We start from the raw sequence: 16,375 nt of genomic DNA on the forward strand, positions 1-16,375 counted from the left end.
GAGCCCATCATGGTCTGGAACTTTGTCGTCCAGATCGTCGCCAGCCTCGTGCTGACGGCGATCTCCTATGCGCTGTCGCCCAAGCCGAAGGTCGAAGCCCCGAAAGCCGCCGGGCTCGATGATTTCGACCTGCCGACGGCCGAGGAAGGCCGTCCGATCCCTGTGGTCTTCGGCACCATGTTGCTGCGCGGCCCGAACGTCGTCTGGGCTGGGGACCTCAAGGTCGATCCGATTCGCAAGAAGGGTGGCAAGAAATGAGCGAAGATCTGATCGCCAGCGTGCAGGACCTGCGCGCGTCCCGGCTCTGCTTTCAGGGCGCGCGGCCGTGGTTTCGCCGTCACGGCCTCGACTGGCAGGCTTTCCTCGCAGACGGGCTTCCAGCCGATGTGCTCGCGGCAACGGGCGACGCTCTGGCAATCCGGGTGATCGCGGAGGCAGAGAAGCGCGCCGCGCGCACCGCGAGCGAGACTTAAAATGGGCGGCCGTTCGAAGTCACAGACCGTCGGCTACCGCTATTCGCTCGGGGCGCATCTGGCGCTTTGCCACGGGCCCGTGGATGCGATCCGCGAGATCCGGGTCGATGACCGTACTGCATGGTCGATTGGAACGGGACAGAGCACGTCGCAGGGAACTGGTGTTGGCGCGTTGGCAAGCTACGGCACCGTCACCGGCATGTCCGCCACCGCAGCGGCAGAGGGCGACAGCGTAGCCGAGGTCCGGTTTCCGGGTACGCTCAGCGGCATCCGGCTAGGCCAGAGCTATGACCTTCAACTTCTGACGGACAACACAACCCGCACCGTTACCGTTCAGGCGGTGAGCTATGCTGCGGGCAGCGGCATTACCACCTGGCTCGTCGAGCCCGCCGCCACTGCCTTCACAGCCCAATCGGTGGCGGTGTCGGATGCGGCCAGCGTACCCAGTCTCAACGGCGGCGCTGCGGGCGGGCGCATCAGGATCAACAAGCCCGACCTCTTCGGGGGCGAGAAGCGCGAAGGTGGCATCGTCGGTGACATCGACGTTTTGATGGGCGCGCCGAGCCAGGCGCAGAACGACTATCTCGCCGCCAATGCCGGGGCCGATGTGCCTGGCTATCGTGGGATCTGCTCGCTGGTGCTGCGGCAGGTGTTTCTGGGCCTCAATCCGTATCTCAAGCCCTGGTCGGTCCGCCTAACGCGGATCCTGAAGGCCGAGGATGGCGGTCCGCAATGGTATCCCGAGAAGGCGCAGATCGTACCGGAAGTCCGGATCGGAGATGCCGCCATTTATATCGCCATGGACGCCTCGGGTTCGATGTCGGGATCGCGCATGGCGGCGCAAATCGCTGCTGTCTCGCGTCTGGTCGAAGAGATCGGCGAGAACGCCCTGGAGCCGAACGACGTCCAGATCGTTACCTGGAACTCCACTGTTTCCGGCACGATCCTGCGGCGCGATGCTGGTGCCACGGCCTATGGCGAGCTCCAGGACTGGGTCGATGCGCTTTCAAGCTCCGTGAGCGGCGGGACGGATTTCGGGGTCGCGGTCAGCCAGGCGGGGGCCTTCTTCAATGGCTCCGGCGGCAAACGACGCATCCTGATCTTCGTCACCGACGGCGAACCGAGCCCGGCCTCGACCCTGCAGACGGCCATCGCAACGCTCGTAGGCATCTCGGAGGTCGACGTCTTCGCCTTCAACATCGCGCTGTCGGACACGAGCGCCACGGCCCAGATCGATAACACGCCTGTCGACGGCGTGCCGGTCGTGCCGCCCGGCGATCCAGATGCGCTGGTGGCCTCGCTGCGCGCAGCCTTCGGGCAAGGCCCAGACATGAACCCGGCCCATATCATCCGGGAAAGTCTGACCAACGGAGACTGGGGCCTCGGGCATACGTTCGCGGATATCGGCCCCAGCTTTGCCACCGCCGCGGACGCGCTCTTCTCTGAGGGCTTCGGGTTGTCGCTGCTTTGGCAGCGGGAATCGACGATCGAGGACTTCATCGCCGACGTTCTGAAGCACATCGACGCCTATCTCTATGTGGATCGTCGCTCGGGCCGCTGGGAGTTGCGGCTCATTCGCGCGGACTACGATCCCGAGACGCTCCCGGTTTTCGATGAGACCAATGTCGTCGACTGGGGCGAGCTTGGCCGCCGTGAGGCCGCTGATCTCGTGAACTCGGTGACGGCGAAGTTTTCCGACGCCCGTACCGATCAGACCGGATCGGTCAGCGTGACCGACACCGCGCTCGTCCAGGATCTTGGTCAGGTGGTCAGCGCGACGGTCGATTATCCTGGCATTCGCTTCGAGTCCCTTGCCGTGCGGGTCGCTGAACGCGACCTGCGGGCGCTCTCCGCTCCGATCCTGTCGGGCGAGATCATGGTCAGCCGTGTCGGAGCCAACCTCGATCCGGGCGACGTGATCGTGCTGTCAAACGCGAGGCGGGGGCTCGAGGGCGTCGTTGTCCGCATCGTCGAGATCGATCATGGGGACGGGCGCAATAATGGTGTGCGCCTCAGGGTCGCCGAGGATGTCTTCGCGCTTGGTGAGACCGCCCTTGTAGGCGGCGAAAGCGGCGATCCGGGCAGCCTGATCCTGCCGCCCAAGCCGTTGACGCGCCGCTGGGTGGCGGAAGCGCCATACTGGTTGCTGGTTCAGGAGTTGGGGCATGCGCAGGCCGACGCGCTTCTCGATGAGGATCCGGGGGTGGGGGCGATCGTCGCGACCGGGGAACGTCCTTCGGCCGATGCACTCTCGGCGCAGGTCTGGAGCGACAGTGGGGCGGGCTACACACTCGAAGAGGCGGTCGAATTTGTGCCGACCGCGCTGCTGGTTTCGGACGTCAGCGACGACCCAGCCGAGAACGTGCTTACGGTTGGCGGCTGGACCGGGCTCGGAGACGTGGCCATCGGCACGCTGGCCGCGATTGGCGACGAACTTGTTCGGATTGACGGGGTGAGTGCGACGGCGCTCACGGTTGGTCGCGGCTGTCTCGATACGGTGCCGCTGGCACATCCTGCGGGCACGCCGGTCATCTGCTGGCAGCAGCTCGCGAATGCGTCGGAGGCGGGCTTTGTCGCCGGAGAGATCGTCACGATCAAGATGTTGCCCGAGACCGGCTTCGGGACATTGCCACTCTCGCAGGCACCCGAAGATTCCGTGACGCTTGCCAGCCGCGCGATCCGGCCGCTGCCGCCCGGCGATCTCCGGGGCAATGGCGTCTCGGTCGTGAACCCGAACGTGCTGAACCTCGGGCCGGTCATGTTGACCTGGTCCCATCGTGACCGGCTCACCCAGACCAGCAGCGTGTTCGACGCCTATGACGCAGGCGATATTGGGCCAGAGCCCGGTGTAACCTATGCGGTCGAGATCCGTTGGGTCGAGCCTGATGCTGACACAACGCTTGAGCCACCCGCCGCCGTGATCGACGTGGGCGCCGCCAACAACATCACGCTGACCAAGGAAGATGTGCCGATCCTCGCAGCACCCACTGGCACCAAGCATTTCGAGGTCCGGGTGCAGGCGCGCCGCACGACCGGAACTATCGCTTACGAGGCGTGGCAGGCCCGGTCGATCCGGCTCTTCATGCCGGACGGCATCAAGGTGGCCGAAGTCTCCGCCTGGATGGAGATCGGGGCCGACGCGCGCCTGACTGTCGCCGAGACGGTAATCTTCCTTGATCGGGGCGGGGCGGTGCAACTGACCATCGCTGACGCCGCCATCTGGATCGGCTTTGGCAGTGATGCGCGCCTCACCATACCGGACATCGACATCTTCAACGAATGGGGCGGTCAGTCCCGCCTTACGGCCGCCGAGGCCGCTCTCTACATAGAGGTACTTCCATGAGCCACATCCTCCATCTCGGACACCAGGTCACTGATCTTGCGGGCGTCGAGGGCCGCATCAGTGCCGACGCCGCCGGGTTCGACGCCGATCTCGATGTCAACTGCGTACGGATCAACACGAGTGAGACCAGCGCAGTCCCGTTTTCCGCTTCCTGGTCCTTGCCCGCCGGGGATATCTGGTTGAGCTTTCGATACAAAGCGCCGTCGGTCAACGCCCACATTATCGGCACGGATGGCACCTTCCTGGAGTTCTACGACACCGCAAATAATCTTGTAGCGATTGTCCGAACTGAGCGGGATGACGAGAAGTACCACGCCATGGCCATGGGCGATACGAATGTCGACGGCGCTTCCTCCTTCGTCGCTGCCACGAACCAAGTCTATTGGGTCGATGTGAAGATCGCTGTTGGCGCTGACATCACCATCGAGTTTTACGCTGATGGGGTCCTGCAAAGCAGTGCAACGGCAGCCAACACCGGTGGCAAGGGTCGTCCCGTTCGCTGCGTGTGGAAGAACTACGGCCTCTTCGATTTCTACAACCCCGCCATTTGTTACTACGCACATATCGCAGTCCTTGACGGCGTCTCGACCATCGGGCGGCGGTTTGCGCGGCGCACGCCAGACCTGGTCGCGACCTATGACGCCTTTTCGGGCGGGGTCGATGCGGTGAAGGACGGCGACATCGCCACCCGCGCCGCGAGCGATATCGCCGGTCAGCGAATGTCGTTTTCGCTGGCGGGGCCAACGGGGCCTGCCGGGGCCTCGGCCATTGCGGGCGTGCATGTGAAGCAGCTGGCCCAGCTCGGCACAGCGGGACCGACCGGTATTGCTGGATTCCTGCGGATCGGCGGGGTCGACTATGATGCTTCGCCCGGTACGCCGTCGCCGGATATGGCTAGTCCCGTCTATTCGACATGGGATGTGAACCCGGCCGACAGCACGCCCTGGACCACGGCTGCGCTGCCGACGGAAGTCGGGATCGTCTCGTCATGACGCCAAAGCAAAATGATGTGGGCGACATGCGTATGTCCGAGATCGAATTCCAGGCAATGCTGACGCGCGCCGCCGAAGCGGGGGCCAAACGCGCGCTTGCCGACGCCGGGATCGATGGCAAGGACGCCGCCCTCGATATCCGTGATCTCCGCTCACTGCTCGACTGCATCCGTTTCGTGCGGCGCACGGCCGTTCAGACGGCCGTCCATCTGATCACCACTGGTGTGATGCTGGCGCTCCTCGCCGGGATCGCCCTGAAACTGAAGATCTTCGGCGGCGGCCCGTAAAAGCGCTCCGCCTCAGTTCACCTGCCAACCCGCACCCGCCCTTGTGGCGGGTCTTTTTTGTTTCTGGAGGACACCATGACCACGACATTTTACGATCACTGGCGCGACGTGCCGGACGACACCTGGCGCTGGCCGAATTTCTCACCCGCCGAAATCGCCTGCCGCGGTACCGGCAAGCTGCTGGTCAACGAACCCGCGCTGGATAAGCTTCAGGCGTTGCGGGACCGGCTGGGCAAACCGCTGATCGTCCGATCAGCCTATCGAAGCCCCGAGCACAACCGCGCCGTCGGCGGTGCGACGCGGTCCAAGCACATGGATGGCGCGGCCTTCGATATCGCAATGTCGAACCATGACCCGGTCGTGTTCGAGGCGGCGGCACGCGCAGTCGGGTTCCTTGGGTTCGGCTTCTATCCGCGCTCGGGTTTCATCCATGCCGATCTTGGACCCGCCCGCCAGTGGGGTGAGCGGTTTCCGATCCGAGTGACCTCATTCGCCGAGGACGCGCCGCCCGCGCGCGAGGTTCTAGGCGACAGCCGCACCATGAAGGGTGGCGGAGCGGCCGGAGTGGCGACGCTGGGCGCAGCCGGGGTCGAGGTGGCTCAGAGCGTCCTGGCTGAAACTCAATCCGCCGTCCTGCCGCTGGTCCCCTATCTGGATACGCTTCGCTGGGTGTTCATCGCTGTGGCGCTCATTGGCATCGCGGTCACGATCTACGCTCGCCTTGATGACTGGCACCGGGGGCAGAGATGATCGCCAGCATTCTCGGCGGGATCGTCGCCACCCCATGGGCTAGGACCGCGCTGCGCTACGGTGCGATCGCCCTCACCATGTTGTTATTCCTGTTGTCCATTCGACGCGCCGGGGAGCGCGTCGGCGGGATTGCTGAACGTCTCGAAACCAGGGAGAAGGCCAATGAAATCCAACGTCGGATGTTGGAGGCGGCCGCTCGCCGTCCTCGTGATCGCGACGAGCTGGTTGACCGGCTGCGCGACGGCGGGTTTTGAAGCGACCGGCTCGGCGGCATGTCCGCCGGTCGTGGAATACAGTCGGGAAATTCGGAATCGCGCGATGGAGGAACTCGCTCTGCTGCCGGAAAGATCGGCCGTCGTCGAGATGATGGCCGACTATACGGTATTACGGGAACAAGTGCGCATCTGCAGATAGAAGCGGGTCCGTTTCCCGGTCTTCAGATCGATCTGCAGAGCATCGATCACTCGGATTGCTTGATGTCCATTTCGCCAACTTCAAGCTGCCTGCCGTTGGAGCGGAGCCATGCTGCAAGAAGCTCGACCGTTGCTGCCAATTGGTCAGTCTTGCGCAGTGAACACTCCCACACCGTTGCGACCCGCCATCCTGCCTCTGACAACTGGCCCTGTACAGCGCCGTCCCGGGTCACATTAGCGTCGAACTTCGCCTGCCAGAACTCTGGACGCGTCGATGGAGTGGTTGTGTAACGACAGCCCTCATGGCGGTGCCAAAAGCAGCCATGCACGAAGACGATTGCGTTATGCTTCGGAAACACGAGGTCAGGTCGCCCGGGGACATTCTTCGAATGCAGCCGGTAACGGAAGCCGCGTGCATGAAGTGCCCGCCGAAGCACCAGTTCGGGCTTCGTGTCCTTTCCCTTGATCCCGGCCATCATCCGGGATCGGGTCTGTTTGTCTACGATATCGGCCACGTGCACCCTGGTCTTCGATCTGGAACCTGGTATACACTGACTGAATGAATTTCGTCAGGAGCCTGATTTGTCAGCCACTTTCGGCATTGTCGATCTGTTCGCCGGTCCGGGCGGACTTGGCGAGGGCTTTGCCTCACTCGTCGAGGACGGACATGCGCCGTTCCGGATCGGCATCTCGGTCGAGAAGGAGGCATCGGCCCATCGAACCCTGACGCTGCGCGCGTTCCTGCGTGAATACCGGGCGCTTCACGGCACCTTGCCCGATCAGTTCATCGATTTCCATGCGGGGCTTGTCCCCGAGCCGGACTGGTCAGCAGTCGACGCCGAAGCGTGGCAGCTTGCCATTGATGAGGCTCGTGCACTCGAACTAGGCACTGAGACCGCTGCAAGGGCGATTGACGGTGCCATCGCGAAGCTGCGCAAAAACTATGACGATACGATTCTCATCGGCGGACCGCCCTGCCAAGCTTATTCCCTGGTAGGGCGCGCCCGGGCCAAGGGCAAGATCGGCTATGTGCCTGAAGAGGATGAGCGGCACTACCTTTTCCGAGAGTACATCCGCGTGCTCGACAGGCTTCGTCCCGCGGCCTTCGTGATGGAAAACGTCAAGGGCATGCTGTCCTCGACTGTCGAAAGCCGACTTGTCTTCGAGATGCTGATGGAGGACCTGTCCTCGCTTGGTACGGGCCAAGGTCATCACTACGATCTGCTGGCAGTCCGCGTGGAAGATGGAAAAGTCAGCGTGCAAGAGGCGGCGCGACCGTCAGATTTCATCGTGCGGGCCGAGCAGTTCGGGGTCCCGCAACGGCGCCACAGGGTGATCATCGTCGGAGTTCGGTCCGACCTTTCGGGCAAGGCTGCGCGCGCCGAGATTGCCGTCTCGGGTCTGACGCGAACGGTCAGTGACGTGATCGGGACTATGCCGGACCTGCGCAGCGGCATCAGTCGTGGTCGAGACGATCCATCGGCGTGGCGTGACGAGGTTGTCGAAGCGGCGAGACTTCTGGCCAAAACCCATAAGGGGAAAGATAATGCTCCGCTTCGTCAGGCATTCTCATCCGTTGCCAAGCGCATGAAGTCGGAAGCGCAGAGTCGTCGGACAGCGTCATGCCAGCCGGATGGTTATGGCACCTCAAACGATGAACTGCTGCGCTGGCTTGAGCGGCCAGAATTGCGCGCCATTGCCCAGCACGAGACGCGCGGGCACATGCCCTCGGATCTTGGACGGTATCTGTTCGCCGCTGTGTTTGGGGCAGTCCGCGGCTACAGCCCGAAGGCTGCCGATTTTCCGCTCACGCTCAGCCCGGATCACCGAAACTGGCACAGTGGCGTCTTCAACGACCGATTTCGAGTTCAACTTGCAGACGCGGCCGCCACTACGGTAACGAGCCATATTTCAAAGGATGGACATTACTTCATCCATCCTGACCCTATGCAGTGCCGCAGCCTGACAGTTCGCGAGGCCGCCCGGCTGCAGACCTTCCCCGACGACTACCTGTTCTTGGGCAATCGCACGCAACAGTATGTCCAAGTTGGGAACGCGGTGCCACCATTCCTCGCTCGGCAGATCGCGCAGCTTGTTTTTGAAGCCATACGCCCTCGCTAACGTACCTTTAAGGCCGTCAGTAGCCCAATGGTAAGGAGCGAGCTGCAACGACAGCTTTGGCTTCTTCAAGCGACCACCATGGTCGACCGGCATGGATCATGCGATGGCAGTTTGAGCAAACGAGTGCCAGGTCTTTGAGGCTAGTTCGCGCATTTTCGCCCAGTGACGATATCGGCGCCGTATGATGACACTCAATGAAATTGCGACCACGCTCCCCATAGGTTTCTAAAAAATCGAACCCGCAAATCTCACAGCAAATCCGACCTGCATCTCGGAGAACAGAAGCCTTCTTTCTTTTTACGAGAGTGCGATTCCTCTCGCGATACAGATGAATGCGGGTAAGAAGACGGCCCTCTGGAGCATCAAATTCGTCCTCGTTTTCGGCAGTCGAAGTGGTCTCTGTCGAGCCTGAAAGAGCGATAATGCTGGATGCAGTGCGCTTCAATTCACTTGGGCGGTCTGAAAACTCATTCCATAAGATGGCCTCGAGTTTATTACCACGATTGAGACTTGTCCGACCGTTTTCCGTGTATAATGGGTCATGTGCACTTAGATTGCGCAATTTCATCTCTACTGCGTCGGGGTTCCTCAACGTCACCCCCGCACTTGCAAGACCGAGTGCGCGGCTGACGACGGCGATTTTTTTCGTCAGATGTAAAATGCCTTTAGAATGTGGCCGTGGATCCTCGTTGCGATGGTCAAGATAGTAGTCAAGCGCGAGAATTAGCTCGTCGCGTGTCCAATTCGGATTTCGTTTTCCCGCCTTGTCTTCCATAACTGTGTTTGTCACTCGCAGCTTAAAGGTTTTTAAGAGCTGGTTCTCAGCTCGGGTATGCTTGAAGACGGCGCTGGAAATTCAGCAGCTCTGACCTTCACCCACGTATCCGCGCGCTTCGCGACTTCCGAGAACTGCTGGCCTGGGGCGATCCGGTTGAACTCCGCGTTTACGACTACGGCCCAGTCCCAGAGCAGGTCGCGCAAACCGCCGGAAATCCCCTGCCGCATCCAGACCTGCTGTAGATCGAGCCTGTCGCGAAGTTTCTCCGAAACAACGGCAACGACATAGGTGGCAATGTTCACATAGCCTTGACGAAAAATCTCTTTTGCATCTTTTGTTTTGATCATGCTTTCGATCGCCTTGAAAATGATGACTTTCGCAATCATCGCGCGAAACCAATTTGCATCAAGTGGACTGGGAACGAGATTTGGATTATCATCGAGAGCGTCCATCAGTGCTTTGAAATTCTTTTCGCCGGCAAGAGCGACCTGATTGGGCTTACCTCGCCAAGCTTCATGGTACTTGGCAATGTCGGTCTTGGTCAGTTTGCGCCTTGGTGGGATCATCTCCTTCAGCTTGCGACGTTTGGCAGGTGTGGTGCCCTCTCTCAGCAGCATGACGTTGTAGGCGCCAGCCGCCCGCTCGTAGAACCAACGGGTAGCGCCATCCGGGCACCAAGTGTCGTTTGCTAGTTTTTCAAGCTCTCGATGGAATGGACGATTTGCCGAGAGGTCCGACATTTTCACTGCGTTCTGGCTGTTTGCATAACGCGAGACGTTGCTGATCAACCGCTCACGTGCTTCGTCTTGAGACCCCTTGAGTATGATGATCTTCGCCGGAACCATGACATGACTCAGATCGATGGTACGATCATCACGCGATGCGAAATAGATGCTCGAGGTTGTCTGGCCGCCGTTCACGATCTGCAAACCCTTCAGGAACGACAAACTCAGATTGCCATCGTCGGAACGCTCGAACGCAGCTTCGTCGCAAACCAGGACAAGGCCGTTATTGAACGCGAGAAAGTGCTCCGGTTCCTTTCGTAGCGTTTCGACTATGCCCTTGTTCACCGCACGTTTGTTTCCAAGGAAAGTGCGGATGTTGGCTTCGAGCAGCGTCGTACCGTAACGAAGATAAAGATCCCGAATGAGTTGCCCGGGAATGGCCGTCAGGGCGTATTCGTAATCTGCGTCAGGGTCGGGAACGTGCACACAAGGTAGGGGGCGGCCTATCGACTGGACGAAACTGACTGCAAGTTCATCCCTTGGTTTTCCTTCGGTGTGTCGAAACAGCCGCTCGATGTCCATCGCTTCGACGGCGACCATCTTCTGATGAACCTCCTTGTTCGAGAACCGCTTGGTCTTGGTTCGCCCATCTGTGATCACGAACACCCGAAGCCGGTCGATGTCGTTCCATCGGGAACGGATAGTTGCGACGAGGTCCCTGACTGGGTGGGTAGGGTCAATTTTCGTGTCGAGCTGGCCACTCGCAGCGCGAAAGAGAAAACGCACGCCTTCACTGGCGGTTCCAGTGGCATCCGAGTCGCGCAGATCGTTCAATTCATCCGTCCCGAAATAGTGGGTCACGAACAGGTCGAGTGCCGTTTCATCTGAACTGAGGGCATAACCGGTGATGCGCAGTCTGGCGTTGCCGACCTTGCCGTTCCAATGGCAAACGGTCGGCGCGTCGCATATCCCGGTTTCTGCCACATGCTCCATCACCATTTCGGCAAAGACGAGTTCCTCCGAAGGAAAGGGGCCCTCACCATCCGCCACGCGTTCGGCGATGATCGTCTGCAGGTCAGATCGGAAATTGTGGTGAAATTCTTCAAGGCTCATGTCAGTCCAGTCCAAATTCGTTGATAAGATCGGTTATGCCGACGGAGGCGACTTCCAGAGCATCGAGATCGAGCACATATGCAGCTGAACGGATGGCGACTGGCAGGGCAGCGCGCGTGAGGCGCGGCATATCACCTTCCGAGCGGAATCCCCTCGTATCCTTCAATGTCAGCGTTCGGCCATAGAGCGGCGCATGCTCGTCGAGGTACCCCATCACCATCAGCAAGGCTTCGAAGCCGCGTTGCACTCCAGCATGCTTAAATCTCTCGCGGAGTTCGCAGACAAAATCGACGAGCGAAAAACCGTCCGTGTTTTCTTCAAATCGAAACCCACAAAGAAAAATGGGCGCCCGATTGCCATCCAGCTGCTCGATGCTATTGATCCGGGCAAGGAAGCTGCCGGTCCGAACCGTGCTCTTCACTTCGATCGCGCCGCCGCGTACGTGAAAATCCTGCGCCGCCCTCAATGGTCCCTGCCAGCAGTCGAGAGCACCGGCTCCCAAGGAGGTGTCCGCGAGCAATCTGAGCATCCATAATTCGCCGAGAAGGCCGATCTGTGCATCGGGTGAGAGAGGTCGGTGCGTTCGCGCCATGAACGCCTGCCACTCCCGGACCCGTTCAAGGAAGGCCTCTATCACATCACGATTGGGCGTGCCGGCTGCGGCTTCCAGTGTTCGCAAGACATCGATGACCATGATGGCGAAGATGTCCGGCGACCCTTCCGGCCGTCTCACCAAGGCGATGGCCGTCTTTCCGGCAACGATAGTCTGACCCTCAATAATGGCGACATCGAATCCCTTGCCTTCAGGCAGCCGTGCCGGGTTCGCTGACCACGAGCTGGGAAAGGAGACAATCAGCGCTTCTCGTCCAAGGGGAAAGTGGCAGCCTGCCTCAACCGATACAGCGCCCATCCCAGTGAGGTGAACAAAGCGCCAGTCTTCACTGGCTTCCTGGCGCGCGAGCGCTCTCCATGCCCGTGCAAGCCCCTCTTCAGTCCACCCAGTCATTGAGGCCTCCCCAGAGAACGCTGTTGGCGATGTACCTCGAGTTAGAGACCCTTCTCTCGGAAGTGCTCGATGGGAAACTGATTGCCCAAGCTACTACGGGATGGGCATCTGCGAGTTCTGGAACCTCAGCACCGGCAGGATCGAGCAGGTAGAGCATTAGCAGGCCGCGTTCTCGTCGAGCCGGAATACCCGCTTCAACCACGCCGTTTCCGAGAACGTGACGGATCTGAGGACCTCTTGGTTCGGAAGGTGGTTCCTTACCTTCGTTTCTATCCGTATCATTGCGCCAGGTTTTTTGGCTTAGTTCGAGGGCGGCCTTCCACTCTGCCTCTGTCAGATCTATGGCTTGATCGCGGGGGGAAATGAGAGTTTTGATAGAGTATCGATCCGCATGCTCAGCTGCTCTGCGGCGATCCAACATTTTGACCGAGGCGCCACCAACCGACTTTTCTGTTCCTGGCTGATCTTTTCCGATCAGGGCCACGGTCCAGTTCGTAAGTTCCTGATCTTTGTTCATTTCCTCGATGAAGTCTGCGATCAGTGGGCTCATGATCCGGAAGCTGGCCGCGTGGGTCCTGTACTCACGGAGGAACGAGATCACGCTGAGTGCCGACACATCTCGCCACAGGTGACCGTTCCACTTCTGACCGTCGGGCACGAAGTGCTGGTGATTCAGGTCTGTCGATGGGCCAAGTGCGCTGATGAAGCGATCCGCGGCATTGAAGTTTGCCGCGATGTCGTCCTTCCGGTTCGGAAACACGATGGTCTGCAGCAGATCGCCGGAATAGGTTAGCTGCATCGCGCGCGCGTTTCGCATCTTTGCCCGCGATGTTACGGTCAGCACGGAGTGGGATTTCACGCGCAGGCCGAACTGCTTGGGCGTAGCACCGGCCGCAACCATATTGTCAAACTCTTGGCGTAGCTCTTCGGCTGCATCGGCGATATGGCCGAACCACTCCACCATTTCTTGGGATGTGTATAGGCGGCAGACATCGAGATAGCCGTCACGGTACCCGAACCACCGACCCATTTGCATAAGTGTGTCGTACATGCGTGCAGTTCGCAGGAAGTAGCTTGTACAGAGACCCTCGAGCGTCAGACCACGCGCCAGCTTGTCGCCACCGATGGCAATAACCTTCAGGCCGGTGGCGTCATTCTCGGCATAATCGAGAGCGTCCTTCGCCGTGCCGTTGATCTCGCGCACGCGAATGTCCGACAGAACGTCCGGCAGAACGTCACGAATATCCGTCCATGAGAAGTCTTCCAGCGTCTCTCCTTCGACAAGGGCATCTCGGATCCCGCGCATCCCGGGTAGGAAGGTCGCTTCATATTCCTCGCGCATCGATTCTTCGAGGGAAGCGAGTTCGATACCGCGGGTGTATCGGCCTTTCATGTCCCTCACGTAGGAGGCTACCTGATTGAAGACTTCATTCTGCACTGAGGTGAAGCGGGTCACGTGGATTAGCATGGAAGAGTGCTTGTCGCCGTGTCCGCGCAGTTTCCGTATGGCACAGGCATAAACGAATGACCGGATCGCTTCCGCGAGCGAGTCCGGCACGCGATCTTCGCCCTTCCAGCGTGGTCGATGCCCGTTTTTGTGCGGCTTCATTTCAAGTGAAGTTGTCGACTTGCTAGGCATCCAAGGCTGGAATTCATCGTCTGATAGTGTGCGCACTAGTGGCAGGTCTTCTGGCATGCTTGAAGCGGATCCGAACACGCGCCCCGGTCCGACGTAGTTCGATGGTGCCGAAAGGTTGGTGATGAATGCCGAGGGGAATAGGTCGGGGCCGTGCTCCTGCGTTTCACCTCGCTCGTGAATAAAGATGTTTGCAAAGGGTGTCGCCGTATAGCCGACGTACGCCTTGCGTGCGAAGTGGTGCAGAATCGCCCGGATGAGCCTGTTGATGGTTTTCGGTTGATGTTCGAGATCTGGATTGCCAAAATCATCCACGACGTCTTCGCCCGTATCCACTGAACCATGATCGGACTCGTCGTCGATCACAAGAATTGGCAAATTGGTGACCAGCTTGCGACCTGTTACGGGATCGATGTGATTGGCGACGCGATTGCGGATCCAGTGTAGCAAGCGCTCCAGGACTGTCTTGTTCTTCTTGACCACGAACAGCCACGGTCGCTGTTCGGGACTGATATTCATTTTGGCGGCGACAGCCGTATTGAAGTCGCCCTTGTCACTTCGATTAGTTGCGGCATTGGGACGGACGGATGTGTCGTTGTCGATCAGCCCGACCCCGACCGCGGGAAGCTCATCGGCATCCGCGATCGTGGCAAAGCCGAGGAATCCCTCGTCAAGGCGGATCTGGGTCTGAGCTCTCAGGTTATTGTGCAGACCGGCAAGCACGATGATGATCTTGTAACCGGCGTCGGCAGCCTTGCAGATCAGACCAGTGTAGTTCCCGGTCTTTCCAGACTGCACGTGGCCGACCACCAGACCGCGACGATCCCAAGCGCCTTCACGGATCGGATCCTCGAGGTTTGACAGGACTTCATCGGTGGCAACGTCGAGGGCGTCGAGGGCCGTCCACGGGATACGCGTCTCCATGTATTCGGAGTAGCGTTGCCAGTATGTCCAGCCCCTTTTTCTTTCAGCGTCGAGCCAGGGAATATGGTTCTCTCCGCTTGAGAGGGTGGCATTCTGGCCAACGGTGCGGCTTGATCGACGGATCAGTTCGTCAACGAGCGCGTCCCGATCGACGAGGTCAAAATCGTCTTCCATCATGATCGCGAGCTTGGTCAGCTCCTTTTCGATCATTTCTGGCGTGACTGGGCTCTGAGCCCGCTCTGCGGCGAGGCGAAGCATATTCTGCGCCATCGAGAGTATTGAATCAAAAGCCTTCTGATTGGAAATCGTCATTGTTTATCTTTCACTTCAAGGGATGAAACCAGATCGAGGTGCCTGTCGAATGGGGGCGTGCGACCGAGCCGTTCGCGCGCCTCAGCAGGACTGAGACCACGAAATTCCACGAGTGCTTCAAACATCGAGGACAGCGTCTCCATCACTTCGTTGTCGGGTGCCCCGGCGAAGCCTGTCCTCGGCGTCTCCTTGTCTTCTGCGGTATCCAGCCAGATGCGCTGAACTGGAACTGTCTCCTCGATGAGCCTGAGAACAGCGAGGATGTCCGGCTTGAGCGATCCGGCGCGGTTCAGGATCGAGGCGACGAGGTCATGGTCACGGGCAATCCGGTAGGATGTACCTTGTGCGGAGCGCCGCACTTGCCAAGCTTCAGCAACAGCGTTCGAGCGCGTGCCCGAAACAGGCGTGATGTGACCCCGGTGGGCGAAGACCCGTCTCGCGGTATCTCGCGTTTCTGATGCCAGACGGTGAAGCTGAGACCGCAGACGTACCGGAGGACTGGCTGTCGACTTCAGGACATTGATCTTCCATTCGGCGTCCGCGCTGTTCGGTATGTCGAGACGGATTCGGGCAAGCCTGTGGGCTTCATCGCGCGGCCATGGCTTGCCTCCATCGCCCAGGCCCAGCCAGCCCCCAGCGAGAAGGAGACGCTTGTTGCGGTAGACGTAGAAACCTTCCTGCTGCGTCCAACCTCCGGGCCCAGCGGCGATTTCCTGTTCGGCGGACTTAAGCATGTCGCGATGCGGCAGTACGTGGCATTGAACCGTCACACCCGTGGTGTGGAGGATGCGATACTCGGGGCTTTCAAGTGCCTTGCCAGGATGTCCCGTCAGGTATGGGTCCCAAGGCTTCATACCTCTACCGTTGAGAAGGAGGCGAAGCTTGGGCTGCTGGCCATCCAAAAGACGATGAAATGTCATCGCAAGATGCGCCTCGACACGATCGGCGAGCTCGATCATGTCAGTGGCGGCGAAGCCATCGGTCACGATACGGTCCAGCTTCTCCCAGAGGACGATGGTGCCGTGGTCCATCTGCTCAAGCGGCGCAAGCAGATGCTCAGATCCTTGCGCAGGCCCTTCAAAGAGTGGCCATTCGGCGCCCGGCTCTTGACCAATGAGGTCAAGATCCCAGCGCAGGCACACGACAGGTCCGCCATTCTGCCGACTGGCTACAGTCAGTCGTCGAGCCTGCGAGAAACTCGCTGTCTTCAGGCCCAGCCCGAAGCGCCCGAGGTCGCTGGCGGCGCGTTCTGCCCGCGGATCGCGTGCGCCGAGCCGCATCCCTGCCTCCAGAGCCGCGTCGTCCATGCCGTCGCCGTCATCAACGATCCTTACCCAGCTCTCCGGACCAGCCCATTCGAGATGAATGGCCACCTCGCCTGAGTTCGCAGCTATGGAATTGTCGACCAGATCGGCAAGTGCAGTAGGAGGCGCGTAGCCGAGCCCCCGAAGGGATTCGAGCAACGAGCCAGGATGAGGAGGAGCATTTCTTACACCCATGCC

14 protein-coding genes are annotated in these 16,375 nt (G+C 60.0%); 8 read left to right on the forward strand and 6 right to left on the reverse strand.

All coding sequences use genetic code 11. The features are described 5' to 3' along the window. Positions 1-9 precede the first annotated feature (9 nt). The 7 genes from DA792_RS05995 to DA792_RS06025 all read left to right on the forward strand — a co-directional run bounded on the left by DA792_RS05995 (position 10) and on the right by DA792_RS06025 (position 6,099). Positions 10-258, forward strand: a complete 249-nt coding sequence (locus DA792_RS05995) for a hypothetical protein (RefSeq protein WP_107718988.1) — start codon at positions 10-12, stop codon at positions 256-258. Then, positions 255-473 (forward strand): hypothetical protein, encoded by a 219-nt coding sequence (locus DA792_RS06000; protein WP_107718990.1) that lies wholly within the window; start codon positions 255-257, stop codon positions 471-473. The genes DA792_RS05995 and DA792_RS06000 overlap by 4 nt, the downstream gene beginning before the upstream one ends. Position 474: 1 nt before the next feature. After that, on the forward strand, positions 475-3,816 hold the full coding sequence (locus DA792_RS06005) for a phage tail protein (protein WP_107718992.1): 3,342 nt from the start codon (positions 475-477) through the stop codon (positions 3,814-3,816). Next, the gene (locus DA792_RS06010) at positions 3,813-4,808 is read left to right on the forward strand and encodes an FscB (RefSeq protein WP_107718994.1); all 996 of its coding nucleotides are present in this window, start codon (positions 3,813-3,815) and stop codon (positions 4,806-4,808) included. The genes DA792_RS06005 and DA792_RS06010 overlap by 4 nt, the downstream gene beginning before the upstream one ends. Before the next feature lie 32 nt (positions 4,809-4,840). Then, positions 4,841-5,095: a DUF6127 family protein gene (locus DA792_RS06015; protein WP_199908126.1), complete on the forward strand. Its 255-nt coding sequence runs from the start codon at positions 4,841-4,843 to the stop codon at positions 5,093-5,095. A 75-nt stretch (positions 5,096-5,170) separates the two neighbouring features. Beyond that, a complete protein-coding gene (locus DA792_RS06020) occupies positions 5,171-5,845 on the forward strand; it encodes a YcbK family protein (protein ID WP_107718998.1) in 675 nt (224 codons plus the stop codon). Beyond that, complete coding sequence (locus tag DA792_RS06025; protein ID WP_107719000.1) at positions 5,842-6,099, forward strand: hypothetical protein; 258 nt, start codon at positions 5,842-5,844, stop codon at positions 6,097-6,099. The genes DA792_RS06020 and DA792_RS06025 overlap by 4 nt, the downstream gene beginning before the upstream one ends. Positions 6,100-6,305: 206 nt before the next feature. Here the strand turns inward: DA792_RS06025 and DA792_RS06035 are convergent, their stop codons facing one another. Further along, positions 6,306-6,773: a very short patch repair endonuclease gene (locus DA792_RS06035; protein WP_107722576.1), complete on the reverse strand. Its 468-nt coding sequence runs from the start codon at positions 6,771-6,773 to the stop codon at positions 6,306-6,308. Between the two features lie 67 nt (positions 6,774-6,840). Here DA792_RS06035 and DA792_RS06040 point away from each other — a divergent pair, with 67 nt between their 5' ends. Further along, positions 6,841-8,379, forward strand: coding sequence for a DNA cytosine methyltransferase (locus tag DA792_RS06040; RefSeq protein WP_107719005.1), 1,539 nt, complete (start codon positions 6,841-6,843; stop codon positions 8,377-8,379). A 16-nt stretch (positions 8,380-8,395) separates the two neighbouring features. On the opposite strand, the gene DA792_RS06045 is transcribed toward DA792_RS06040, so the two are convergent. Genes DA792_RS06045 through DA792_RS06065 form a run of 5 tightly spaced genes read right to left on the reverse strand, consistent with a single transcriptional unit; the run spans position 8,396 to position 16,372 of the window. Further along, a complete protein-coding gene (locus tag DA792_RS06045; RefSeq protein WP_107719007.1) occupies positions 8,396-9,154 on the reverse strand; it encodes an HNH endonuclease in 759 nt (252 codons plus the stop codon). 32 nt (positions 9,155-9,186) lie between these two features. Continuing rightward, entirely contained in the window at positions 9,187-10,995 is a 1,809-nt protein-coding gene (locus DA792_RS06050; RefSeq protein WP_107719009.1) for an AIPR family protein, read from the reverse strand. Position 10,996: 1 nt separating this feature from the next. Continuing rightward, entirely contained in the window at positions 10,997-12,001 is a 1,005-nt protein-coding gene (locus DA792_RS06055) for a PD-(D/E)XK motif protein (RefSeq protein WP_107719011.1), read from the reverse strand. Continuing rightward, positions 11,985-14,873, reverse strand: a complete 2,889-nt coding sequence (locus DA792_RS06060; RefSeq protein WP_107719013.1) for a Z1 domain-containing protein — start codon at positions 14,871-14,873, stop codon at positions 11,985-11,987. The genes DA792_RS06055 and DA792_RS06060 overlap by 17 nt, the downstream gene beginning before the upstream one ends. Further along, positions 14,870-16,372, reverse strand: coding sequence for an ATP-binding protein (locus tag DA792_RS06065; protein WP_107719015.1), 1,503 nt, complete (start codon positions 16,370-16,372; stop codon positions 14,870-14,872). Before DA792_RS06065 ends, DA792_RS06060 begins: the two co-directional genes overlap by 4 nt. Positions 16,373-16,375: the final 3 nt, after the last annotated feature.

Source organism: Celeribacter baekdonensis (assembly GCF_003047105.1).
GTDB lineage: Bacteria > Pseudomonadota > Alphaproteobacteria > Rhodobacterales > Rhodobacteraceae > Celeribacter > Celeribacter baekdonensis_B.